Source organism: Mycobacterium sp. E1386 (assembly GCF_001672745.1).
Taxonomy (GTDB): domain Bacteria; phylum Actinomycetota; class Actinomycetes; order Mycobacteriales; family Mycobacteriaceae; genus Mycobacterium.
Window position 1 is genome coordinate 25,586 of sequence record NZ_LZKH01000038.1, and the last position, 23,606, is coordinate 49,191.

21 protein-coding genes are annotated in these 23,606 nt (G+C 67.6%); 10 read left to right on the forward strand and 11 right to left on the reverse strand.

Annotation, left to right across the window (positions count from 1 at the left end):
• Nucleotides 1-108: 108 nt before the first annotated feature.
• The 4 genes from A5709_RS04335 (at nucleotide 109) to A5709_RS04350 (ending at nucleotide 4,798) form a co-directional block, all read left to right on the forward strand.
• Entirely contained in the window at nucleotides 109-786 is a 678-nt protein-coding gene (locus A5709_RS04335; RefSeq protein ID WP_067944154.1) for a TetR/AcrR family transcriptional regulator, read from the forward strand.
• A gap of 129 nt (nucleotides 787-915) precedes the next feature.
• Nucleotides 916-1,617, forward strand: coding sequence for a TetR/AcrR family transcriptional regulator (locus tag A5709_RS04340; protein ID WP_067944155.1), 702 nt, complete (start codon nucleotides 916-918; stop codon nucleotides 1,615-1,617).
• A 105-nt stretch (nucleotides 1,618-1,722) separates the two neighbouring features.
• Nucleotides 1,723-3,720: a hypothetical protein gene (locus A5709_RS04345; protein WP_068009206.1), complete on the forward strand. Its 1,998-nt coding sequence runs from the start codon at nucleotides 1,723-1,725 to the stop codon at nucleotides 3,718-3,720.
• Nucleotides 3,721-3,742: 22 nt separating this feature from the next.
• A complete protein-coding gene (locus A5709_RS04350) occupies nucleotides 3,743-4,798 on the forward strand; it encodes a polysaccharide deacetylase family protein (RefSeq protein WP_068118249.1) in 1,056 nt (351 codons plus the stop codon).
• Between the two features lie 4 nt (nucleotides 4,799-4,802).
• On the opposite strand, the gene A5709_RS04355 is transcribed toward A5709_RS04350, so the two are convergent.
• The 3 genes from A5709_RS04355 to metG all read right to left on the reverse strand — a co-directional run bounded on the left by A5709_RS04355 (nucleotide 4,803) and on the right by metG (nucleotide 7,603).
• Nucleotides 4,803-5,165 (reverse strand): PAS domain S-box protein, encoded by a 363-nt coding sequence (locus A5709_RS04355; protein ID WP_067200408.1) that lies wholly within the window; start codon nucleotides 5,163-5,165, stop codon nucleotides 4,803-4,805.
• A gap of 190 nt (nucleotides 5,166-5,355) precedes the next feature.
• Nucleotides 5,356-5,946: a TetR/AcrR family transcriptional regulator gene (locus A5709_RS04360; protein WP_068118230.1), complete on the reverse strand. Its 591-nt coding sequence runs from the start codon at nucleotides 5,944-5,946 to the stop codon at nucleotides 5,356-5,358.
• Between the two features lie 115 nt (nucleotides 5,947-6,061).
• Entirely contained in the window at nucleotides 6,062-7,603 is a 1,542-nt protein-coding gene (gene metG / locus A5709_RS04365) for a methionine--tRNA ligase (protein WP_068118232.1), read from the reverse strand.
• A 19-nt stretch (nucleotides 7,604-7,622) separates the two neighbouring features.
• Between metG and A5709_RS04370 the strand changes: the two genes are divergently transcribed.
• The 5 genes from A5709_RS04370 (at nucleotide 7,623) to A5709_RS04390 (ending at nucleotide 13,672) form a co-directional block, all read left to right on the forward strand.
• Nucleotides 7,623-8,483, forward strand: a complete 861-nt coding sequence (locus A5709_RS04370) for a TatD family hydrolase (RefSeq protein WP_067944160.1) — start codon at nucleotides 7,623-7,625, stop codon at nucleotides 8,481-8,483.
• A gap of 166 nt (nucleotides 8,484-8,649) precedes the next feature.
• Nucleotides 8,650-9,777 (forward strand): resuscitation-promoting factor, encoded by a 1,128-nt coding sequence (locus tag A5709_RS04375; RefSeq protein ID WP_197500945.1) that lies wholly within the window; start codon nucleotides 8,650-8,652, stop codon nucleotides 9,775-9,777.
• Nucleotides 9,741-10,694, forward strand: a complete 954-nt coding sequence (gene rsmA, locus A5709_RS04380) for a 16S rRNA (adenine(1518)-N(6)/adenine(1519)-N(6))-dimethyltransferase RsmA (RefSeq protein WP_068009307.1) — start codon at nucleotides 9,741-9,743, stop codon at nucleotides 10,692-10,694. The genes A5709_RS04375 and rsmA overlap by 37 nt, the downstream gene beginning before the upstream one ends.
• A gap of 61 nt (nucleotides 10,695-10,755) precedes the next feature.
• Entirely contained in the window at nucleotides 10,756-11,712 is a 957-nt protein-coding gene (locus A5709_RS04385; protein ID WP_067944168.1) for a 4-(cytidine 5'-diphospho)-2-C-methyl-D-erythritol kinase, read from the forward strand.
• A 325-nt stretch (nucleotides 11,713-12,037) separates the two neighbouring features.
• The gene (locus A5709_RS04390) at nucleotides 12,038-13,672 is read left to right on the forward strand and encodes a fatty acyl-AMP ligase (protein ID WP_068009196.1); all 1,635 of its coding nucleotides are present in this window, start codon (nucleotides 12,038-12,040) and stop codon (nucleotides 13,670-13,672) included.
• Nucleotides 13,673-13,682: 10 nt separating this feature from the next.
• On the opposite strand, the gene pth is transcribed toward A5709_RS04390, so the two are convergent.
• From pth to A5709_RS04410, 4 genes are all read right to left on the reverse strand, one after another.
• The gene (gene pth / locus A5709_RS04395) at nucleotides 13,683-14,258 is read right to left on the reverse strand and encodes an aminoacyl-tRNA hydrolase (RefSeq protein WP_067944172.1); all 576 of its coding nucleotides are present in this window, start codon (nucleotides 14,256-14,258) and stop codon (nucleotides 13,683-13,685) included.
• Nucleotides 14,259-14,270: 12 nt separating this feature from the next.
• A complete protein-coding gene (locus A5709_RS04400) occupies nucleotides 14,271-14,939 on the reverse strand; it encodes a 50S ribosomal protein L25/general stress protein Ctc (RefSeq protein ID WP_068118235.1) in 669 nt (222 codons plus the stop codon).
• 139 nt (nucleotides 14,940-15,078) lie between these two features.
• On the reverse strand, nucleotides 15,079-15,960 hold the full coding sequence (locus A5709_RS04405) for an oxidoreductase (protein WP_068118237.1): 882 nt from the start codon (nucleotides 15,958-15,960) through the stop codon (nucleotides 15,079-15,081).
• Between the two features lie 25 nt (nucleotides 15,961-15,985).
• On the reverse strand, nucleotides 15,986-17,221 hold the full coding sequence (locus A5709_RS04410; protein ID WP_068118239.1) for a cytochrome P450: 1,236 nt from the start codon (nucleotides 17,219-17,221) through the stop codon (nucleotides 15,986-15,988).
• A 173-nt stretch (nucleotides 17,222-17,394) separates the two neighbouring features.
• Here A5709_RS04410 and A5709_RS04415 point away from each other — a divergent pair, with 173 nt between their 5' ends.
• The gene (locus A5709_RS04415; RefSeq protein ID WP_068118252.1) at nucleotides 17,395-20,715 is read left to right on the forward strand and encodes a LuxR C-terminal-related transcriptional regulator; all 3,321 of its coding nucleotides are present in this window, start codon (nucleotides 17,395-17,397) and stop codon (nucleotides 20,713-20,715) included.
• A gap of 32 nt (nucleotides 20,716-20,747) precedes the next feature.
• Here A5709_RS04415 and A5709_RS04420 read toward each other — a convergent pair whose 3' ends face one another.
• The 4 genes from A5709_RS04420 to A5709_RS04435 all read right to left on the reverse strand — a co-directional run.
• Nucleotides 20,748-21,395 carry an LpqN/LpqT family lipoprotein gene (locus A5709_RS04420; RefSeq protein ID WP_067944181.1) on the reverse strand — a complete coding sequence of 216 codons (648 nt, stop codon included), beginning with the start codon at nucleotides 21,393-21,395 and terminating at the stop codon, nucleotides 20,748-20,750.
• A complete protein-coding gene (gene arsC / locus A5709_RS04425; RefSeq protein ID WP_067944183.1) occupies nucleotides 21,392-21,736 on the reverse strand; it encodes an arsenate reductase (glutaredoxin) in 345 nt (114 codons plus the stop codon). The genes A5709_RS04420 and arsC overlap by 4 nt, the downstream gene beginning before the upstream one ends.
• Nucleotides 21,737-22,717, reverse strand: coding sequence for a ribose-phosphate diphosphokinase (locus tag A5709_RS04430; RefSeq protein ID WP_066957338.1), 981 nt, complete (start codon nucleotides 22,715-22,717; stop codon nucleotides 21,737-21,739).
• 100 nt (nucleotides 22,718-22,817) lie between these two features.
• The coding region (locus A5709_RS04435) for a DapH/DapD/GlmU-related protein (protein WP_304442535.1) at nucleotides 22,818-23,606 on the reverse strand (789 nt) is incomplete at its 5' end.

Sequence of the window (23,606 nt, forward strand, 5' to 3'; positions counted from 1 at the left end):
ACTTGCGTTGTCCGCCCCGACGCGGGAGGCCCCGGCATTCGTGTCGGGTTCACGCCTTCGCATGAGGGTCGCGTCTTCGCGGCCGATGAGAGCTGAGCTGGCATCCCGATGACGACCCACTCGACCGATGGACGCGCCGACGCGACGCGGCGGCAGATTCTGCGGGCTGCGTCCCATCAGTTCGCGCGCCGGCCCTATCACGACGTCGGGCTCGATGACATCCTGGCTGAGGCTCAGCTGACCAAGGGCGCGATGTATTTCCACTTCAAGTCGAAACACGCCCTGGCGGTGGAGCTCATCAACAAGCAGATCGCCGCGGCCACGGTAGCGGTGGAAGACCTGTTGACGAGGGGGCTTTCGGGTCTGGAAACCCTCATCGACTTCTCGTACCTGATCGCCGTTCAAGACATCAAGACGGATCTGGTCAGGGCCGGGCTGAATCTGATCGAATCGGTCGGGCAGCCCGAAGGTCTGCAGGACACGATGCTCGGCGGATGGGTGGAAGCCCTCTCGGCGGTCGTTCAGCAAGCCATAGACGAGGGCGACATCGGCGAGAACTGCGATCCCGACGACGTTGGCCGCCTGATGGTGGCCCTGCATATGGGGTTGCGGAAAACGAGCAATCTGGACGAGCCGGAAAGGTTCCTGCTCGACCTGGAGAAATGCTGGATGCTCATCCTGGGTGGCATCCTGCAGCCGGACCGAACCGATTACTTCCGCCAATTCCTAAGGCGGCGTGCGGCCCTCGCCGTCAACGCGAGTTCGACCGGAGAAGACTCGCCATAACGGCAGCCAGGCCGACCGGACGGCACGCTCGCGGTGGCCGCGGCTGCTAACCTTGGACGTCTTGGCGGTCGATGCGAGCCCAGAGTGACGACGTCCTCGCAGCCATCGCGGATCTGGAGGAGCAAAACGATGCCGCGCCAGGTCCGGTCCGAAGCCACTCGACGCAAGATTCTCGATGCCGCAATCGAGGTGTTCGGCGAAGTCGGATACGCGGCCGCCGGGTGGGGGGCGATCATCGAGCGGACGGGGATGACCAAGGGCGCCCTGTACCACCACTTTGATTCCAAGGAATCGCTGGCGTCGGACATCCTCAAGGAGGGCTCCGACGCTCTTCTCACCGCCTTCCGGAACGTGTGTGGGTCGTCATCGCCGGGGCTGGAGAACCTATTGCACGGCGCCTTCACCATCGTCGAAGTGCTGAATACGGACAAGACGGTTCGCACCGCTGAGCAATTGGCCTCTGCCTTAAGCGGATTGAACGAGGCCGCGGCGCGCTTCTATGCGGACCTGGCAGCGAAGATCGCCGAGGAGGCCAGGAGGGCGATCGGCGAGGGAGACCTTCGCAAGGATGTCGACCCCGAAGTGCTGTCCGAGTTCCTCGTCGGGGCGATGTTCGGAACGCGCTTGGTATCCAACGCGATAGCGCGCCATGACGCGAACAGGGGTACCGGTGTCGACATCTCCGGGCGCCTGCGGCAGATCTTGGAACTGCTGCTGCCCGGCACCGTGACGGAAGCGTCACTCCCGTACTTCCGGCAATTCCTCGGTCGCGAAATGATGCGCAACGCCCCGGCCGTCGCGGCCCGCGCCGACGCCTCGACGGAGCCCTGACCGCCCTGGGCTCCGGGTGCCGACGTTCGGGCCGGATGTGCCGCACCCTCTTTCGCGGTCCTCTAGCCGTTGATTCGGTAAGTGGGACTTGACGCGCATCCAACGATGCATACTGTTCCGGTGATGTACCCGAGACGTCTGGGCAAAGCGGTTGCGCTGGCCGCCGTGACCGGATTTTTGGTGATCAGCGCCCCGGCGTCGTGGGGTGCGCCCGGCGACCCGGCGACCGCGGCCGACTCGCCGACCCTGTCGCTGACCGACATTGGGTCAACCCCCACCCTGGAGTTCTGGGGTTTGACGAGCAGCCAGCAGCTGACCGTGCCTGTGCTGCACGGGCTGACGCCGACGGCGGTGAACACCACCGTCGAGCTGCCGATCAACTTGCGGTCCGGGTTGATCACCGTGACGCAGGGCGAGCGCACCATCGCCCGACTGAATCTGCCCTCCGCCGATCAATCGCCGCTCGTCATTCCGTTGGCCGGAGCGGAAGTGAATGACAACTGGCTGACGGTGACGCTGCGTTCCTACCTGGTGCCGCTCGATGGGTACTGCTTGTACCCGGAGAGCCCGCTTCGCCTGACCAACGGGTCGGTCACCTACACCGGGGTTGAACTGCCGCCCACCACGGTGGCCCATTTCCTGCCCCCGGTGCTGCGGAAGCTATCCATCTTTCTGCCGCAATCTCCGTCCGCTAACGAGGCCGACACCGCCGTTCAACTGGCCGCCTCCGTGGCCAGTCACTACGGCAGGCAGACCCCGGAGATATCCGTGACGCCGTTGGCCGAAGGACAGGCGGCACCGCCGACGCCGCCGCAAGCGCTGGAACGTCAGATCGTCGTCAAAGAGGGCCCCGACAACGGGCTTTCCCTGCAGGGCGCCGCCGGTGTGCCGTGGCTGTTGATGTCGGGACCGCTCGGCCAGTCCGACGAATCGAACACTGCCGTGCTGTTCAACGACGTGTCTCAGCTGGCCCTGTCGTCCAAGGCGGCGGTGGAACAACTGAAGCCCAGCTTGCAGCGGCCCGGCGACAGCGTCGCGCTGCGCGAGTTGGGGCAGCCGGTCGTCAACGCCACGTCACTGCAACCGCGAGTGTCGATCGGATTGGACCAGACCAGGTTCGGCCGATCCGTGCACGACCTGCGCGTGCATCTGCAGGGCTCCTACACGCCGACTCCGGGCAATATCGCCGGCCAGATCACCGTGGCGGTCGGTCCGGAGACCATCGACCACTGGCCGACCGACGGCCATGGCACCATCGACCGCTGGGTCGACGTGCCGGACCGACTCCTGCAGCGGTACACCAGCCTTGACCTGGTTCTCGACGTCGCGGCGAACGTCGGACATTGCGGAGACTTCTACACTGCGGGGCCCGGCAATCAGCTCCTCACGTTGAACATCAACGGCGACAGCACGATACAGAGCACCCCCGCAGCGCCACCGGTGCCGGACGGGTTTCAGTCGGTGCCACAGTCGTTGATGCCTCGGGTGCAGGTGGGCATCGAGCCGCACTCGTTGATCGACGCCGTACGGGCGATCAACCTCGTGGTGGGCCTGCAGCGAATAAGCTCCGTCCCGCTCTACACGACGGTCACGAGTGTGCAGCAGGCGATCGACTCGTCGGATCCCGCGATATTGATTTCTGCCGACGGGTGGAACCACTCCAATGTCGTGCTGCCGGTGTCCGCGGGACCCAGCGGGCCGATCACCGTCAACGCCATCCAATCCGACGGTAAACCGGCCAAGCTCGCGCTGGACCCCAATCTTCGGTTCGCCTCTCTCCAAACGGTTTTCGATCGGGGTAGGTCCTTGTTGGTGGCCACGTCGAACGGCGCACCGGCACAGCTCGACGAGCTGCTTCGGTGGCTCAACGCCGATAACAAGCGTTGGCAACGCCTCAAGGGCGTGGCCGTGGTGTCCGCACCGGGGGGACAGGATCCGGTCGCCGTCGAACACTCACCCGTGGCCGGTCCGGCCGCGGGGTCGCAGAGCCACTCCGATCTCGGCTGGCTGTGGTGGTTCGGCGCAGGATGGATCGCAGTAGCCATAGTCGGTGTAGGTGTGATCGTGTGGCGCACCAGGCGCGAATCATGGCGGCGCCGCTAGCATTTGGCGCCTGATGTCACGACTGAGAGACTTGGCGGCCCGCCCGGCCGTCAAGAACCTCGCGGCAGGGCTGCTCTGCGCCGCCGGCGTTCCGGCGTTCGCGCGGCGGCGGCACCGGGATGCGGTCGCGATCGTGATGTTCCATGGAGTCGAAGACGAACCGCTTACACCGGTCTGCCGGCACGTGCTCGGCTCGGCGCTATACCGCCGTCAATTGGAGTACATCCGTAGGCATTTCAACGTTCTTCCGCTGAAGGAGGCGCTCGATCGGCTCGCCGGGGGCACGTTGCCGCCGCGCGCGCTGTCGATCACCTTCGACGACGGCACCCGCAACCTCGCCACGCACGCGGTCCCGGTGCTGCGCGAGCTGGGACTGTCCGCGGCGGTGTTCTTGGCGACCGGCCCGATGGACAGCGGCGAAACCTTGTGGCCTGACCGGCTTTGGCTCGCGATCGCCCGCACCGTGGCTAACGAGATCGACCTTGGCGCGTTGGGATGCGGCGTTTGCTCGCTCGACGGCAGCGGCAACCGCGGCAAGGCCTACGCCGTCGCGGTTGAGGGGTTGAAAAACGTGCCCGATGCGGACCGCATTGCCGCACTGGATGCGATTCTCGGCGCACTGGGGTACCGCGACGACGGCGACGGAGGTCCGTTCCGGGTGCTCAGCTGGGACGAAGCCCGGGCCATGGTCGGCGACGGGCTGGTGACGCTGCATCCACACTCGGTGACCCACCCGATCCTGGCCCGCTGCGACGACGACAAGGTCGAGCGGGAGATCGCCGCTTCCTGCGCGGCGCTCGAACGCGAGACTGGCTTGGTAGCAAGTATTTTCGCGTACCCCAACGGCCGACCGCAGGATTTCGACAACCGGGCCAAAGACGCGCTGCGTCGCCGCGGCATCCGCTGGGCGTTGTCCACCACGGCGGGCTTCGCGGATCGCCATTGCGACCCGCTGGCGTTGCCGCGCCTGGCAGTGGCCGGCGACGCGTCGTTCAGCCACTTCCGGCTGATGGTCTCCGGCGGCCTGCCGCGCCGCTATCGGAGACGGCGCGAGACGGCCGCCGCAACCGGCCGCTGAGGGGCTAGCGGTCTTCTTGCCACAGCTGCTCGGTCAGATCCTGGAAAGCCGCGAGCACGAATTGGTCGTCGGCTCGCATCGCTGCCGACTTGCTCATCAGGGCTCGCACGACCGAGCCGTCCTTGTGCGCCAGTTCGACGACCATGTTCGCCAGGGAATGAACGACCGATAACAACGATTCCGAGGCCGGCGCCTGATGGAAGATCTGATGGAACCGGAGCGACAAGACCTCCTCGGGCTCGTAGCCCATCATCTCGGCGAACGCGGCGTTGGAAAACAGGATGGCGCCGTCATGTTCGATGGCCAGCACGGGAATTGGGATCCGCTCGAGCACCACGAGTGCCGGCAGCTGCTTCAAGGTCGTCATCGGCGAATCCCCATGTTGCCGATTACGTCGTCGCTCCACCGGCCGATTATGGCGCATAACATAGGCTATACACGAGGTCTTCGCTCAGATGAGCACGCCGAACGTGGCGGCGCCTTCCCTTTTCGCACTCGATTCGGTTTCGCGGCGCCTTCCCCGAAGCCGCGGCGGCGTCGAGAGCCGGCGTGGCGACTCACCTCGTCGCGGTGGTGGCGCCGCAGAATCCGCTGATCAGCATGTCGACGCGGGCGGGGTGCTGGTCCGGGCGCAACCGGCCGCTGCGGTCGAGGGTGACCAGGCCGTGCAGTGCGGCCCACACCACCTCGGTCAGCGTGTCGGGATCCCGTTGGCCCGCGACCATGTCGACGGCCGCGCGGAGTTCGGCGAAGGCCGCGGCCAGCTCGGCAGGGGTGTCCGCGCTGGCGAACTGCAACGTCGTCCTGCGGGTGAACATCGCGTCGAACAGTGCGGGGTTCTCCCGGGCGAACCCGACAAACGCCTGAGCGACTCGGGCCAGGGCGTCCCGGCCGTCGGTGGCATCGCGGCGCGCGGTGCGCAGCGCCTCCGCGAGTTCGCCGAATCCCTCGACGGCGACCGACGCCGCGATGTCTTCCATGCCCGAGAAGTGTTTGTAGAGCACCGGTTGGCTGTATTCGATCTCGGCGGACAGCCGGCGGGTAGTAACGGCGTCCCAACCTTCTTGTTCGGCCAGCCTGCGCGCCGTGGCGGTGATCAGCCGACGACGGGCGGCGCGGTCGCGGGCGCGGCGATCCTCAATGGCCACCCCGCCATATTAGCGCCGATACAAATAATAGCAACGCTATTGACATGATCGAGATCGCCGCGAATATGCGCGACGCCGACGGGCGCGTCACCGTGCGCGTTCGCCTCGCGGGCGGCTAGTCGACTTGGTAGCGGGGGAAGACGCCGGTCGGCACCGGCAGCGCGGTGCCGGGCACCAGCCTTGCGCCGATGGCGTCGAAGCTGCGCTGCTCGGGCGGTTGCCCGAGCAGGTCGAGTAGCTTGCTCGCCGAGCCGGGCATCACCGGCTGAATCAACAGCGCCGCAATGCGAACCGCTTCGCACGTCGTGTAAAGCACCGTCGCGAATCGCTTCTGGTCTGCTTCCGACTCGCTCTTGCGCAGCACCCACGGCTGCTGAGCCGAGAAGTATCTGTTGGCCGCGCCCAGCATCAGCCAGATCGCCTCCAGCGCCAGATGCATTGCCTGACTGTCGAATTCGGCGCGCACACGCTCGAGCAGGCCGTCGGCGATGTCGAGCAGTTCGGTGTCCTCGGCGGTGAATTCGCCGGGGGTCGGCACCACTGAGTCCAGGTTCTTGGCCACCATGGACAACGACCGCTGGGCCAGATTGCCCAGCTCATTGGCCAGATCGGTGTTGATCCGGGTGATGATCGCGTCTTCGCTGTAGCTGCCGTCCTGGCCGAACGGGACCTCCCGCAACAGGAAGTAGCGGAGCTGGTCCACGCCGAAGGTATCGATCAGGGCAACGGGGTCCACGATGTTGCCCACCGACTTGCTCATCTTCTCGCCACGGTTGAGCAGGAAGCCGTGCGCGAAAACCCTTCGCGGCAACTCGATCCCGGCCGACATCAGAAACGCCGGCCAATAGACGGTGTGGAACCGGATGATGTCCTTGCCGATCATGTGCAGATCCGCCGGCCAGTAGCGGCGGAACAACTCCGACTCGGTGTCGGGGTAGCCCACCCCGGTCAGGTAATTGGTCAGCGCGTCGACCCAGACATACATGACGTGGTCGGGATGATCGGGTACCTTCACGCCCCAGTCGAATGAGGTGCGCGAGATCGACAGGTCGCGCAGGCCGCCGGAGACGAAACTCACCACCTCGTTGCGCCGTACCTCGGGCGCAATGAAATCCGGGTTGGCGTCATAGTGGGCCAACAGTTTGTCGGTATACGCCGACAACCGGAAGAAGTAGGTCTGCTCCTCGGTCCAGGTCACCGGCGTGCCGGTCTCGACGGCGACGCGCGTCCCATCGACAAGCGCGGTCTCGGATTCGACGAAGAAACGCTCGTCGCGCACGGAGTACCAACCGGAATAGCTGTCCAGGTAGATGTCGCCCGCCGCCTCCATCCGCTGCCAGATCGCCTTGGAGGCTTCGTGATGGTCGGCGTCCGTGGTCCGGATGAACCGGTCGAAGGAGATGTTCAGCTTCTCCTGCAACCGTTGGAACACATCGGAGTTACGCCGGGCCAACTCGGCGGTCGGTACGCCTTCCGCGGCTGCCGTCTCGACCATTTTGAGGCCGTGCTCGTCGGTGCCGGTCAGGAAACGCACGTCGAAGCCGTCGAGCCGCTTGAACCGGGCGATGGCGTCGGTGGCGATGTACTCGTAGGCATGCCCGACGTGCGGATCGCCGTTGGGGTAGGTGATCGCGGTCGTGACGTAGAAGGGCCTCATCGAGAGTCCACCTTATTGTGTGCCGGTGAGCTCCAAACCCCGAGAACGCCGAGAACGAGAAGCCCCGCCCGCGCCGGAACCGCTGGCCCCCTTGGTCGACGCCCACACCCACCTCGACGCCTGCGGTGCGCGGGACGCCGAGGACGTGCGCGCCATCGTGGAACGCGCCGCGGCGGTCGGGGTGGAGGCGGTGGTCACGATCGCCGACGATTTGGACTCGGCGCGGTGGGTGACGCGGGCCGCCGAATGGGATCCGCGGGTGTATGCCGCGGTGGCGCTGCATCCGACACGCGCCGACGCGCTGGACGAGGGCGCACGCGTCGAGATCGAGCGGCTGGTGGCGCATCCCAGGGTGGTGGCCGTCGGCGAGACCGGCCTGGACCTTTATTGGCCCGGGCGCCTCGACGGCTGCGCGGCCCCAAAGACCCAGCGGGAAGCCTTCGCATGGCACATCGACCTGGCCAAACGGTGCGGGAAACCGCTGATGATCCACAACCGGGACGCCGACGCCGAGGTGCTGGACGTGCTGGCGGCCGAAGGCGCCCCCGACGCCGTGATCTTCCACTGCTTCTCGTCGGATGCCGCGATGGCCCGCCGGTGCGTGGACGCCGGATGGATTCTCAGCCTGTCCGGGACGGCGAGCTTCCGCAACGCCCGCGACCTGCGGGAAGCCGTCCCGCTGATACCGCTGGAGCAGCTGCTGGTGGAAACCGATGCGCCGTTCCTGACGCCGCACCCCTACCGCGGGTCGCCGAACGAGCCGTACTGCCTTCCTTATACTGTGCGAGCGGTCGCAGAACTGGTCGGTCGTCCAGCCGAAGAGCTGGCACAGGCCACCACGAACAACGCTCGGCGGGTCTACGGACTGGCTCACGGCTAAGACGCCGAACCTGGCGATTCCGTAAACAAACTCGCGCCGGAGTTGCTCAACATTGGCCGGTTCGTTACCGTCTTGTGATCGAAAGGGTGGGGCCTACGGGCCCTTATTTGTCGCTTGGTGCTGATTAGGTCGTTGGAGTGCTTGCTGTGGTCGGGATAGACGCGCGTTGACTGTATTAACAAAACTTCATCAGACCCCATCTCCGATGTTGCGGCTTGTTGTCGGAGGACTGTTAGTAGTTCTGGCGTTCGCCGGTGGGTACGCGGTCTCCGCGGTTAAGACCGTGACGCTGACCGTCGACGGCATCGCGATGCGGGTGACGACCATGAAGGCGCGGGTCATCGACATCGTCCAGGAGAACGGCTTCGCCGTCGACGAGCGCGACGACCTGTACCCCGCCGGAGACGTCAAGGTGCACGACGCCGCCAACATCGTGCTCCGCCGCAGCCGGCCGCTGCAGATCTCGCTGGACGGCCACGACACCAAGCAGGTGTGGACGACGGCGTCGACCGTCGACGAGGCGCTGGCCCAACTCGCCATGACCGACACGGCCCCCGCCGCGGCCTCCCGCGGTAGCCGGGTCCCGCTGGCCGGGATGGCGCTGCCCGTCGTCAGCGCGAAGACGGTTCGCATCAACGACGCCGGCGCGACCCGCACGGTCCACCTGCCGGCACCGAACGTCGGGGGGCTGCTCAGCGCCGCCGGCGCGCCCCTCCTCGAGGGCGATCAGGCGGTACCCAACGCGGCTTCGCCCATCGTCGACGGCATGGAGATCCAGGTGACGCGTAACCGGATCCAGCGGGTCACCGAGCGGATGCCGTTGCCGCCGAATGCCCGTCGGGTCGAGGACCCAGACATGAACATGAGCCGCCAGGTGGTCGAAGACCCGGGAGCCCCGGGCACCCAGGACGTCACGTTCGCGGTGGCCACGGTCAACGGGGTCGAGACCGGCCGGTTGCCGATCGCCAACACCGTGATCACGCCGGCCCGTGAGGCCGTGGTGCGGGTGGGTACCCGGCCCGGCACCGATGTGCCACCGGTCACCAACGGATCCATCTGGGACGCGATCGCGGGCTGCGAGGCCGGCGGGAACTGGGCGATCAACACCGGCAACGGCTACTACGGCGGCGTCCAGTTCGACCAGGGCACGTGGGAGCGCAACGGTGGGCTGCGGTTCGCTTCGCGCGCCGACCTGGCCACCCGCGAAGAACAGATCGCGATCGCCGAGGTGACCCGAGAGCGCCAGGGTTGGGGCGCGTGGCCGGTGTGCAGCGGAAGAGCTGGTGCCAACTGACCATCCGGCTGCTCGGTCGCACCGAGATCAGGCGGCTTGCCAAAGAACTTGACCTTCGGCCACGGAAATCGCTCGGGCAGAACTTCGTTCACGACGCCAACACGGTCCGCCGGATCGTCGCGACTTCTGGGATAGGCCGTTCCGACCACGTCCTCGAGGTGGGCCCCGGACTGGGCTCACTTACGCTGGCCCTGCTCGACCGCGGCGCCATCGTCACGGCCGTCGAGATAGACCCGGTGCTGGCCGAGCGGTTGCCGCAAACCGTCGCCGAGCATTCGCGCAGCGAGATCAACCGGCTCACCGTGCTCAACCGCGACGTCCTGACCCTTCGGCATGACGAGCTGGCCGCCCAGCCCAACGCGGTCGTCGCCAACCTCCCTTACAACGTCGCGGTGCCCGCGATTTTGCATCTGCTCGCCGAATTCCCGTCCATTCAGACCGTGACCGTCATGGTGCAGGCGGAGGTGGCCGAACGGCTGGCCGCCGAACCGGGCGGCAAGGAGTACGGCGTCCCGAGCGTGAAGGTCCGGTTCTTCGGCGCGGTTCGGCGGTGCGGCATGGTGTCGCCGACGGTCTTCTGGCCGATCCCGCGCGTCTATTCCGGGCTGGTTCGCATCGACCGCCATGCCGCCCCGCGCTGGCCCACCGACGAAGCCTTCCGGCGTCAGGTATTCCAGCTGGTGGACATCGCGTTCGCGCAGCGGCGCAAGACGGCTCGCAACGCGTTCGCGGAGTGGGCCGGCTCGGGCAACGAGTCGGCGAACCGGCTGTTGGCCGCCAGCATCGACCCGTCCCGTCGCGGTGAGACGCTGTCCATTGAGGACTTTGTGCGGCTGTTGCGGCGATCGGCCGACCCGGCCGGCACCACCGTCACCTCCGGGCCGCCCGCGGCCGAACAGCAGCCTTCCCCGAGCTGACTGTGGTTTCTTCGGGGCGCCGCTGCGTGTAGTTGACCGGCGGCAGCGATAGTCTGCTGCGGTGTCCGCATCTGACGGCAATACCGCCGCCCAGTGGGTGCCCACCGGGTCGGTCACCGTTCGGGTGCCCGGAAAGGTCAACCTCTATCTGGCGGTCGGCGACCGCCGGGAGGACGGCTATCACGAGCTCACCACCGTTTTCCAGGCCGTCTCCCTGCTCGACGAGGTGACGGTCCGCAACGCCGACGTGCTGTCGCTCGAGCTCGTCGGCGAGGGCGCCGACACGCTGCCCACCGACGAACGCAACCTCGCCTGGCAGGCCGCCGAACTGATGGCCGAACACGTCGGCCGGGCGCCCGACGTCTCGATCATGATCGACAAATCCATCCCGGTAGCCGGCGGGATGGCCGGCGGCAGCGCCGACGCGGCCGCGGTGCTGGTCGCCATGAACTCGCTGTGGGAGCTCAACGTGCCCCGGCGCGACCTGCGCATGCTCGCCGCACGCCTGGGTAGCGACGTGCCCTTCGCCCTGCACGGCGGCACCGCACTGGGCACCGGCCGCGGCGAGGAGTTGGCCACTGTGTTGTCGCGCAACACCTTCCACTGGGTGTTGGCGTTCGCCGACGGTGAGTTGCTGACGCCGGCGGTGTTCGTCGAGCTGGACCGGCTCCGCGAAGCGGGGGACCCGCCGCGGCTCGCCGGCCCGGGCCCGGTGCTGGCGGCCTTGGCCGCGGGCGACCCGGAACAGCTGGCGTCGCTGCTGGGCAACGAGATGCAGGCGGCCGCCGTGAGCCTGAATCCGAAGCTGCGCCGAACCCTGCGAGCCGGGGTCGAGGCCGGTGCGCTGGCGGGCATCGTGTCCGGGTCGGGCCCGACATGCGCCTTCTTGTGCCCCTCGGCCGCCTCGGCGGTCGACGTGGGCGCCCAGGTGTCCGGGGCGGGTGTCTGCCGGACGGTACGGGTAGCCACCGGGCCGGTGGCGGGGGCGCGTGTGGTGCCGACGCCCACCGAAGTGTGAAAAGCACCCCAAAAACCGCATTCGTTTGGGCTGTTCCCTAAGAGGAGTTTAAGATATGCGCGGTGACGAGTCGCGCTGAGCAAGATCACACATTTCTGTCGTCCGCCGGGGTCTCCGGCGGGCGACTGATGCTTCGGGCCCGCCGGCGGTTCTCGGGCCCGCTTCGCGCTCATCGGCCGGCCGAATGGCAGGTAGCCGACTCATCGCCGATTCGAGACCTAACCGCCGCCCGACTGTGTTTGCGCGCCTGTTCCGAAGCGTTACCCAGTGGGCGGAATATGAAATCCCGGGCGTTGGGCCAGGCGCCGGAACCGAGGAGGTTTGCGTGAGCAGGTTTACCGAGAAGATGTACCGCAATGCCCGTAACGCGACGACGGGCATGGTCACCGGTGAACCGCACGAGCCGGTCCGGCACACCTGGGGCGAGGTCCACGAGCGCGCCAGTCGCATCGCGGGCGGCCTGGCCGCCGCCGGGATCGGCCTGGGCGACGCGGTCGGTGTCCTGGCCGGCTTCCCGGTGGAGATCGCCCCGACGGCGCAGGGCCTCTGGATGCGCGGGGCCAGCCTGACGATGCTGCACCAGCCCACGCCGCGCACCGACCTGGCCGTGTGGGCCGAAGACACCATGAACGTCATCGGCATGATCGAGGCCAAGGCCGTCATCGTCTCCGAGCCGTTCCTGGTCGCCATCCCCGTGCTGGAGGAGAAGGGGATCAAGGTCCTCACCGTCGCCGACCTGCTGGCGTCGGAGCCGATCGACCCCGTCGAGGTCGGCGAGGACGACCTCGCGCTGATGCAGTTGACGAGTGGCTCCACCGGTTCTCCCAAAGCCGTCCAGATCACCCATCGCAACATCTACTCCAACGCCGAGGCGATGTTCATCGGCGCCGAGTACGACGTCGACAGGGATGTCATGGTGAGCTGGCTGCCCTGCTTCCACGACATGGGCATGGTTGGCTTCCTGACCATCCCGATGTACTTCGGCGCGGAGCTGGTCAAGGTCACGCCGATGGACTTCCTGCGTGACACGTTGCTGTGGGCCAAGCTGATCGACAAGTACAAGGGCACCATGACCGCGGCGCCCAACTTCGCCTACGCCCTGCTGGCCAAGCGGTTGCGGCGGAACGCCAAGCCCGGCGATTTCGACCTGTCCACCCTGCGTTTCGCGCTCTCGGGTGCCGAGCCCGTGGAACCCGCCGACGTGGAGGACCTGCTCGACGCCGGCAAGCCGTTCGGCCTGCGGCCGTCGGCGATCCTGCCGGCCTACGGCATGGCCGAGACGACGCTGGCTGTGTCGTTTTCGGAGTGCAACGCCGGTCTGGTCGTCGACGAGGTCGACGCCGACCTGCTGGCCGCCCTGCGCCGCGCCGTGCCCGCCACCAAGGGCAACACCCGCAGGCTGGCGACCCTGGGCCCGCTCCTGCAAGACCTCGAGGCGCGCATCATCGACGAGAACGGCGACGTGATGCCGCCGCGCGGCGTCGGCGTCATCGAGCTGCGCGGGGAGTCGCTGACGCCCGGCTACCTGACCATGGGCGGTTTCATCCCGGCGCAGGACGAGAACGGCTGGTATGACACCGGTGACCTCGGCTACCTGACCGAGGACGGGCACGTCGTGGTGTGCGGCCGCGTCAAGGACGTCATCATCATGGCGGGCCGCAACATCTACCCCACCGACATCGAGCGGGCCGCCTGCCGCGTCGAGGGGGTGCGGCCCGGCTGCGCCGTCGCGGTGCGCCTGGACGCCGGCCACTCACGCGAAACGTTCGCGGTCGCCGTCGAGTCCAACGCCTGGCAGGACCCCGCCGAGGTGCGCCGCATCGAGCACCAGGTCGCCCGCGAAGTGGTGGCCGAGGTCGACATGCGGCCCCGCAACGTCGTGGTGCTCGGGCCGGGCACCATCCCGAAGACACCGTCGGGCAAGCTGCGCCGGTCCCACTCCGCCACCCTGGTCACCTAAGCCGCGGCGGTTACCAGGCGTGGACCTGGTTCTGCGCCGGCTCCAGTCCCACCTGGATGAGCAACTCGGTGGCGTCCGCGGCCTGCTCGCAAATGGTCGGGACCTCGCCGCGCTCGGCGGCGGTGAAGTTCTCCAACACGAAAGCCGCCGGGTCTTTGCGCCCCGGCGGCCGGCCGATCCCGATGCGGACCCGCTGAAACTCCTTGGTGCCCAGCGCGGACGCGACCGAGCGCAGCCCGTTATGGCCGCCCTCGCCGCCGCCGATCTTGAGCCGGATGCGGCCGAAGTCGAGGTCGAGGTCGTCGTGGACGACGATGATGTCGGCCGGGGTCACCGAGTAGAACTTCGCCAACGGCCCGACCTGGCGGCCGGACTCGTTCATGTAGCAGCGCGGCTTGGCCACCAACACCGAGCGCCCCGCCAGCCGGCCGCTGACCACCTCGGCGCCGGAACGCTTGTGCACCTTGAACTTCGAGCCCAGCCGTTCGGCGAGCAGGTCGGCGACCATGAACCCGAGGTTGTGCCGGGTGCGGGCGTAGTTGTCTCCGGGATTGCCCAGGCCGACCACCAGCAACGGCTCGGCCACGTTGCGGTCCGCCTACTCGGACTCGTCCGCGGGGGCCCCGGAATCTGTGGCCTCGCCGGCTTCCTCTTCCGCGGGGGCTGCTTCGGCCTCGGCGACCTCGCCCGCGCCCTCTTCCTCGAGGTCCTCGGCGGTCGGCGCGGTCACCACGTTCACCACCAGCATCTCCGGGTCGGAGATCAGGTTGACGCCCTTCGGCAGTGCGATCTGCCCGGCGGTGAACTGGGTGCCCGGCTCGGCGTCCTCGACGGACACCGTCAGCTGCTCGGGGATCGAGAGCGCGTCGGCCTCGATCTCGATGGTGTTGGTGTCCTGAGTGACCAGGGTGCCGGGAACGGCGTCGCCCTCGATGACGACCCGGACCTCGACCACGACCTTCTCCCCGCGGCGCACGACCAGCAGGTCGGCGTGTTGGATGGTGCGGCGGATCGGGTGGATGTCGAGCGCCTTGGTCAGCGCCAACTGTTCCTTGCCGTCGATGTCCAGGGTCAGCACCGCATTGGTGCCCGCGTGGCGCAGCACGGCGGCGAAGTCGTGACCGGGCAGCTCGAGGTGCTGCGGGTCGCTGCCGTGGCCGTAGAGGACGGCGGGAATCTTGCCCTCGCGGCGGGCTCGGCGGGACGCGCCCTTGCCGATCTCGGTTCGCACCGTGGCGGTGAGTTGGTTGCCTGCGGACTTGGCCATCGTGTCGCTCCTGTGTGCTCAATGCCTGAGTGTCGGGGCACGGCCGGGGTCGCGACAGTTCGTCGGTCTCCGTCGATAACGGTGCTGGCTGGCCAGCCACCCTCGCCGTGACGCCCGGTCAGGTTAGCGCATCCGCACCTCAGAGCGGAAATTTGGTGCCGGTGAGCTGCTCGGACAGCTCCCACAGCGCCGCCGCCATCGCCGGGTCCTGCGCCCGGCGGCTACGTCCGACCGATTGGGTGCGGCCGGTCTGGCCGAACCGCGGCCCGACGAACGTGTCGCCCGGCAGGTCCTGCGAGGCGGCGTAGAGCGTTTGCCGGGCGCCGAAGTCGGCGTCGGTGGCCACCACGCGGGTGACGGCCGACATCAGCGCGTCGCCGAGCTTCCGGCCGGATGCGCCCTGCAGGTTGGTGTGCGAGTAGCCGGGATGGGCGGCCAGCGCGCGCAGCGTGGAACCGGCCGCATCCAGGCGTCGCTGCAGCTCGCTGGTGAACAGCAGGTTGGCGAGCTTGGACTGGCTGTAGGCCAGCCAGGGTGAGTATCGCCGCCGCTCCCAGTTCAGGTCGTCGAGGCTGATCCGTCCCGCCCAGTGCGCCATCGACGACACCGTGACCACCCGGTCGGTGAGCTTGGGCAGCAGCAGGTTGGTCAGCGCGAAGTGACCGAGGTGGTTGGTGCCGATCTGGCTCTCGAACCCGTCGATGGTCCGGGCGTACGGGGCGGCCATGATGCCGGCGTTGTTGATCAGCACGTCGACCTTGTCCACCCCGTCGGCGAACTCCCGCACCGACGACAGATTCTGCAAGTCGAGTGGGCGCACCTCGACCGGGCCGGTATGTGAGCCCCTGATCTGCAGCGCGGCCTTCTCGCCCTTGCGAACGTCGCGGACGGCCATGACGAGCGTCGCGCCTCGCCGCGCCAGCTCGCGGGCGGTCACCGCGCCCAGTCCGCTGTTGGCCCCGGTGACGATCACGCTGCGCCCGGCGAACGACGGCAGGTCTGCGGCGGTCCAGTTGGTCATGGCTGACGAGCCTAATAGGACTCCCTCAGTGCCCGGTGTCGAAGTCCAGCGGCACCGTGGTGGGCCCGGTGATGCCGATGATGGCCCTCCACTGCGCGGGGCCGGCCGCGCGGGGATTGGGCATGCGCTGGGTGATGACGCGAAGCGCCTCGGTCAGCTCCAAGCGCGCCAGGTGGGCGCCGAGGCAGTAGTGCACGCCACCGCCGAAGGTGAGCATGGGCGCGGCGCCCTCGCGGGTGATGTCGAGGCGGTCCGGGCGGTCGTAGACACTGGGGTCACGGTTGGCCGCGGCGGTGTTGGCCAGCACGAGCGTGCCCGCGGGAACGCGAACCCCGGCCAGGTCGACATCTTCGGCGGCCCGCCGGATGGTGCCGAAAATGATTGGCCAGTAACGCATCAGCTCGTGGACCGCGTTGGCCGCCAGCTCTGGACGCCGGGCGAGCAACGCCCATTGGTCGGGGTGCGCGCAGAGCGCTTGCACCGCCGCCGCGAGCTGGTTGCGCGTGGTGTCGGTGCCGGCTCCCAGCAGCGTGGCGCACAACATGAGCAACTCGTCATGGGTGAGCCGGTCGCCGTCCTCCTCGGCGCGAATGAGGTCGGAGACGAGGTCGTCGGTCAGTGATGCGCGCCGACGGGCGATCAGGCCTTCGAGGTAGGCGTCGAGCTGGTCCCAGGCGGCCAGGATCGCCGGGGCGTCCTCGGCGACGTTCCAGTCGAAGAGCTTCTTGATGTCGTCGGTCCAGTCGGAGAACAGCTGCCAGTCCTCGGGCGGCGCGCCGAGCAGGGCGCAGATGATCGGGGTGGGGTAGCGGCGGGAGATGTCGGACACCACGTCGCAATGCCCGGCCTCGGTCAGCGGATCGACCAATCCGTTGATCACCTCGACGATCAGCGAACGCAGCCGCTCGGCACCACGCGGCGCGAACGCCTTGGATACCAGCCGGCGCAGCCGGTGGTGCTGGGCACCGTCGAGTCCGAGGATGTTGGCGGTCGCCCTGTCCCACAACGGGCCGGAGGTGACGCCTTGCAGGTCGAGCCCGAGGCCGTGGGCCGTGATGAAGCGGGGGTCCCGCAGTACCTGGTGGACCAGTTCGTAGCTCAGCACCTCCGGCCCCCGCGGCCCCATGGCGATCGGGGACTGTTCGCGGGCGGCGGCAATGGCGTGGTGCGCCTCGTCGGGATCGGTGAGGTGGTCATAGGAGAAGAAAGGCACCCCAGCGTCGAACACGCTCGGGCACTCACTGGTTTGGACGGTGGTCATAGCGGTCTCCTCACTCGGCGTTGAGTCGACTATCGGGGGGCGGGCGACAAAGACCATCCGCCGCAGCGCGTAAATGTGCGCGGTCGACCGCGTAGGTTTCGGCGGCGCTTTCGGGGAAGATCTACGCGCTGTGGCCGATGTTTGCGTGCTGGGAGCCCGCGAAGCTGGCTACCATGAGCCAACACGCGGAGATGCCGTCGCTGAACTGGAACGAGTTGGGCGTGAGCGAGTTGCTGCCGACAGGCACGGTGACGTTGCTGCTGGCCGATGTCGAGGGCTCGACCCGGCTCTGGGAAACCCGGGCTGAGGAAATGACCGCCGCGCTGACCCGGCTGAACAAGACCGTCAACGACGCCGTCGACGCGCACGACGGTGTTCGCCCACTCGAGCAGGGCGAGGGGGACAGCTTCGTGGCCGCCTTCGCCCGCGCGTCCGACGCGGTGGCGTGCGCGCTTGCCGTGCAGTGCGCCCCGCTGGCGCCCATTCGGCTGCGGATCGGGATACACACCGGCGAGATCCAGTTGCGCGACGACGCCAACTACGCGGGCCCCACCATCAACCGCACGGCCCGGCTACGCGATCTCGCGCACGGTGGCCAGACGGTGTTGTCCGGCGCGACCGAAGCGATGGTGGTGGACCGGCTGCCCGACGGCGTGTGGCTCGCCGACCTGGGTAGCTACCCGCTGCGCGATCTGCCGCGCCCCGAGCGCGTCGTGCAGCTGTGCCATCCCGACCTGGCCAACGAATTTCCGCCGCTGCGAGTGGGCAATGCGGTTGCCGCGCATAATCTTCCGACCCAATTGACGAGTTTCATTGGGCGCGAACAAGAAATCGAGCAGTTGCGACACATCGTCGCGGACAACCGCATGGTGAGCCTGACCGGGGCGGGCGGCGTGGGCAAGACGCGGCTTGCCATCGAGATCGCTTCCGATCTCAGCGACCGCTTCCCCGACGGGCAGTGGTACGTCGACCTCGCGCCGATCACGATTCCCGCCGTGGTGCCGGTCGCCGTCGCGCGTGCGCTCGGGCTTCCCGATCAGCAGGGGCGTTCTACCACGGAACTATTGGTGCGGTTCTTCGGTCGGCGGAACGTGTTGCTGTTACTGGATAACTGCGAGCACCTGATCGACGCGTGCGTGTCGCTGACCGAGGAATTGCTCAAGGCGTGCCCGCAGCTGACCATCCTGGCCACCAGCCGCGAACCGCTCGGCGTGCCGGGCGAATTCGGTTGGCGGGTACCGTCCTTGAGCTTGGCTGACGAAGCGATCGAGTTGTTCGCCGACCGCGCCCGGCGCTCGCGACCCGACTTCATTGTGGGAGAGGATAATCGGGCGCCGGTCGAAGAAATCTGCCGGCGGTTGGATGGCATGCCGTTGGCGATCGAGCTTGCCGCCGCACGGGTTCGGGCGCTGTCGTTACAGCAGATCCTCGACAGCCTGCATGACCGGTTCCGGCTCCTCACCGGGGGCGCCCGCACCGCGGTGCGCCGCCAGCAGACGCTGCGGGCCTCGGTGGATTGGTCGCATGCGCTGCTCACCGAACCCGAACGAATTTTGTTCCGCCGCTTGGCCGCATTTGCGGGCGACTTCGACCTGCACGCCGCCCAAGCCGTCGGTGCCGGCAGCGAAGTCGAGAGCTACCAATTGTTGGACCAGTTGAGCCTGTTGGTCGACAAATCTCTGGTGGTCGCCGAGGAGACCGGAGCCGGGATGCGCTACCGGTTGTTGGAGACGGTTCGTCAATATGCGCAGGAAAAACTCGGTGAGTCCGGTGAGTCTGACGAGGTGCGGACCCGCCACCGCGACTACTACACCGCGAAGGCCGCGGAACTGGCGTCAGAGGGCCATTCCCGCGATGAGCTGCTGTTGCATTGGGGAGAAACGGAAGTCGACAATCTGCGGGCCGCCTTCACCTGGTGCCGCGAGAATTCCGACCTGGAGACCGGGCTGAGGCTTATCTCATTACTCCGACCGCTGTGGCTGCGAGGCGGGCGCACCCTGGAGGGCATAGCCGGACTGGACTCGATTCTCAACGAGGCAAGTCATTCCGGGATCGCTCCGGCAGTGCGAGCGGGTGCCGTGGTCGAGCGACAGGTCCTCGCGGCGTGGATCGGAATCCCCACGGAGTTGGGGCCCGCTGAGGACGCGCTTGGAATAGCACGACAGCTCGACGATCCGACGCTGGTCACCCGGGCGCTGATCGGTTGCGGAATGAGCACCGTTTACAGCTCGGAGGTGGCGCAGCCCTACTTCGCGGAGGCGATCGACCTCGCCGGCGCCGCCGGTGATTTGTGGAGCCTTTGCCAGATCCACAGCCACCAGGCGACGGTGGGTGCCTTCGCAGGGCGACCAGTCGAGGCGCGCGCGGCCGCCGAAAGGGGGCGTGCTCTCGCCGACACGCTGGGTGACAAGTTCTTCTCTCGCAATTGTCGAACCTGGCTCGGTATCGCGCTGATGATGCAGGGGCATCTCGCCGAGGCCAAGGAGGTGGGGAGGACTTTGGCGCAGGAGGCGGAGGCGGCGGGCGAGGTAGTAATGAAAACCTATGGCCACACGGTCCACAGCGTTGTGCTCAGTCGCCTGGGTCGCGCCGCCGCCGCGCGATCCGCCGCCGAGTCCGCCCTGGTGGCCGCCGAGGCGATGGGCGGGTCGTCCGAAGACACGGTGTACGCGATCCTCGCCGACGCCGTGCTGACCGACGACGATGCGGACGAGGCGCTGCGGTTTTGTGAGACGGCATGGCAGCGCACCAGTCCCTCGCGGGAGGTGTTCACCAGAAGCGTCAACCCGATCGCCGAGGCCGCACTTGCCTGCGGCCACCTGGACGTCGCCCGCCGATGGGCCGACGAGAACGTCACCATCGTGCCGGGCTACCAGCAGGTGGTGGCGCTGACGGCGCGCGCCTACATCGCGCTGGCACAGGGCGAACCGGACGAAGCGGAGCGTGACGCGCACGACGCCCTGGCGGTCGCCGCCCGCGTCCAGGGATACCTTCGGGTGCCCGACACGCTGGAATGCCTGGCGTGCCTGGCGGTAGACGCCGGCAAACACGCGCACGCGGCTCGCGTGCTGGGCGCGGCGGATGGCATGCGGCGGCGGACCGGTGAGGTTCGCCGCCCGATGTACGAATCCGGCTACCAGGCCGTGCTGGCGAAGGCGCGAGAAGCGCTGCCGAACAGCGACTTCGACACCAATTGGGCCGAAGGCGCCGACATGTCCACCGATGAGGCGATCGCCTACGCACAGCGCGGGCGCGGCGAGCGTAAGCGCCCGGCCAGCGGGTGGGGATCGCTGACCCCGACGGAGCAGGACGTGGTGCGTCTGGTCCGGGAAGGCTTGGGCAACAAGGACATCGGGGCCCGCCTGTTCATCTCACCGCGTACGGTTCAAACCCATCTCACCCACGTCTACGCCAAACTCGGGATCACTTCGCGAGTCCAGCTAGTCCAGTTGTCGCTCGGAGGCGGGCAAAACGCGCAGTCCTACACGCAGTGATTCATGTGACGGAAGTGGCGCGCACTGGCCAATCACTTCGCCGCGACGACGAATCCTCGCATGATCGCCTCGATGTCGGTCGACTGCGCGACCGCCTCGTTGGCCAGGCCGGTGATGGTCAGCTGAACCAGGTATCGCTGCTTGGCGGGCGGGGAACCGGTGGCGATGACGATCCGGTTGAAGCTGTGTAGCCGGGTGCCATCCAAGTCGTAGCTGCCCTGAATCATCGACGAAGGGAAGCCGTTGTAGGGCGTCGTCGAGGCGTCCAGCTGCTTGAAGTCTTGGAACAATTGGGCGTCGTCGTTGCCGTGCTGGATCACTTGTGCGGCGTCGAAGTCGCCGTGCAGTACGAACACCACGAGTCTGGCGGTCGGATACTTGCCGCCCTTGGAGATCATCAGCGTCTTCGGGGAGATGTGCGGATTGTTCGCGACCGACCAGCCCGGGGGTGTCGGTATCGACACCGTCAGGTCGGGCAGGTTGCCCGGCGCGACCTGCTCGCCGGTCACACCGATGTTCTGCAGATATTGCGACAGCGGCACGGGCTTGGCGACCCGTGTCGTGGTCGTCGTAGTTGTCGGCGTCGTGGACCAGATCGATTGATAGTCGGGCGTTTTCGGGCCGCACGCCACCGCGGGCAGCGTCACCGCAATTGCGGCGGCCGCGCAGGCACGTCTCACAGAATCTCGCGGACCGTGTCGACCGGCCGAGCCAGCCGGGTGCCCTTCGGTGTGACGACGAACGGCCGCTCGATCAGGATCGGGTGTTCGGCCATCGCGTCGAGCAGCTGCTCGTCGGTGGCGTCGGCCAGACCCAGTTCGGCGTACAGCGCTTCCCGCTTGCGCACCGCGGTGCGCACGTCGATCCCGGCGTCGTTGATCATGTTGATCAGTTCGTCGCGGGACGGGGGGTTCTTCAGGTATTCGACGACCGTCGGCTCAAACCCGCTGTCGCGCAACAAGTCCAGCGTCTTGCGGGACGTGCTGCACTTCGGGTTGTGGTAGATGACGGTATCGGCCATCTAGGCGTCCCCGTCGAATAGCCCCGTGACGGAGCCGTTTTCGAAGACGGCGCGAATGGTGCTGGCCAACAGCGGCGCGATGGACAGGACGGTGAGCTGGGGGAAGCGCTTCTCCTCGCCGATCGGCAGCGTGTTGGTGACGATCACCTCGCGGGCGCCCGACGCCGCGAGCCGCTCGGCGGCCGGGTCGGACAGCACGCCGTGGGTGGCGGCGATGATGACGTCGGCGGCGCCGTCGTCGCGAAGCAGCTGCACAGCGCCGGCAATGGTGCCGCCGGTATCGATCATGTCGTCGATCAGCACGCAGGTCCTGCCCTGCACCTCGCCGACGACGCGGTTGGACACCACCTGGTTGGGCACCCGCGGATCCCGGGTCTTGTGGATGAAGGCGAGCGGGACGCCGCCCAGCGCGTCGGCCCACTTCTCGGCGATGCGCACGCGGCCGGAGTCGGGGGAGACGACCACCATGTTTCCGTCCGGGTAGTTGTCCCGGATGTAGCCGGTGAGCAGGTTCTGCCCGCGCATGTGGTCGACCGGCCCGTCGAAGAAGCCCTGGATCTGGTCGGTGTGCAGGTCCACGGTCACGATCCGGTCGGCACCGGCCGTCTTGAGCAGGTCGGCGACCAGTCGCGCCGAGATCGGTTCGCGGCCGCGATGCTTCTTGTCCTGGCGGGCGTAGGGGTAGAACGGCATGACGGCGGTGATCCGCTTGGCGCTGCCCCGTTTGAGCGCGTCGATCATGATCAGCTGTTCCATCAGCCAGTCGTTCACCGGCGCGGGGGCCGACTGCAGGACGAACGCGTCGCACCCGCGGACCGACTCGTGGAACCGGACGAAGATCTCGCCGTTGGCGAACTCCCGCGCCGTCTGAGCGGTGACGTGGACGTCGAGCTCTTTTGCCACCTGCTCGGCCAACTCCGGGTGCGCACGGCCGGAGAAGAGCATCAGGTTTTTGCGGTTGTCGGTCCAGTCGTGGCTCAACGCGCTGCCCTCGCCGTTCGGATCAGAAGTGGATGGCCAATCGTACGTAGCGAATGGTACGGAAATGTGGCCGGGTTACCAGATACCAAAGTCACGATGTCTATTCGGGCCCGGATGTCTCGTGGTCGGCCTTCGCCGCCTTCGCGGCCGCTTCCGCCGCCGCGCTGCCCGGCCGTTTGCGCTGCACCCAGCCCTCGATGTTGCGTTGCGGTCCGGCGGACACCGCCAGCGCGCCCGGCGGGATGTCCTCGCGCACCACGGTCCCGGCGCCGGTGTACGCCCCGTCGCCGACCGTCACCGGGGCGACGAACATGGTGTCGGACCCGGTGCGCACGTGCGAGCCGATGGTGGTGCGGGCCTTGGACGTGCCGTCGTAGTTGACGAACACGCTGGACGCTCCGATGTTGCTGTGCTCGCCGATGTCGGCGTCGCCGACGTAGGTCAGGTGCGGAACTTTCGTGCCGGCGCCGATGGTCGAGTTCTTGGTCTCGACGAACGCGCCGAGCTTGCCGTCGTCGCCCAACACCGTTCCGGGCCGCAGGTAGGTGAAGGGACCGACCGTGGCGCCGGCGCCGATGGCCGACGACGTGGCGTGGGTGCGCACCACCGATGCGCCGTCGCCGACGGTGACGTCGGTGAGCGTGGTGTCCGGGCCGACGACGCAGTGGCCGCCGAGCTGGGTGCGGCCCAGTAGCTGCGTGCCGGGGTGGATGACGGTGTCGCGGCCGATCGTGACGTCGACGTCGATCCAGGTGGTCGCCGGGTCGATGACGGTCACCCCGGCCATCTGGTGGGCGGCGACGATCCGGCGGTTGAGTTCGGCGCCCAGCTCCGCGAGCTGGACGCGGTTGTTGACGCCGGCGACCAGGGCGCTGTCGTCGACGCGCTG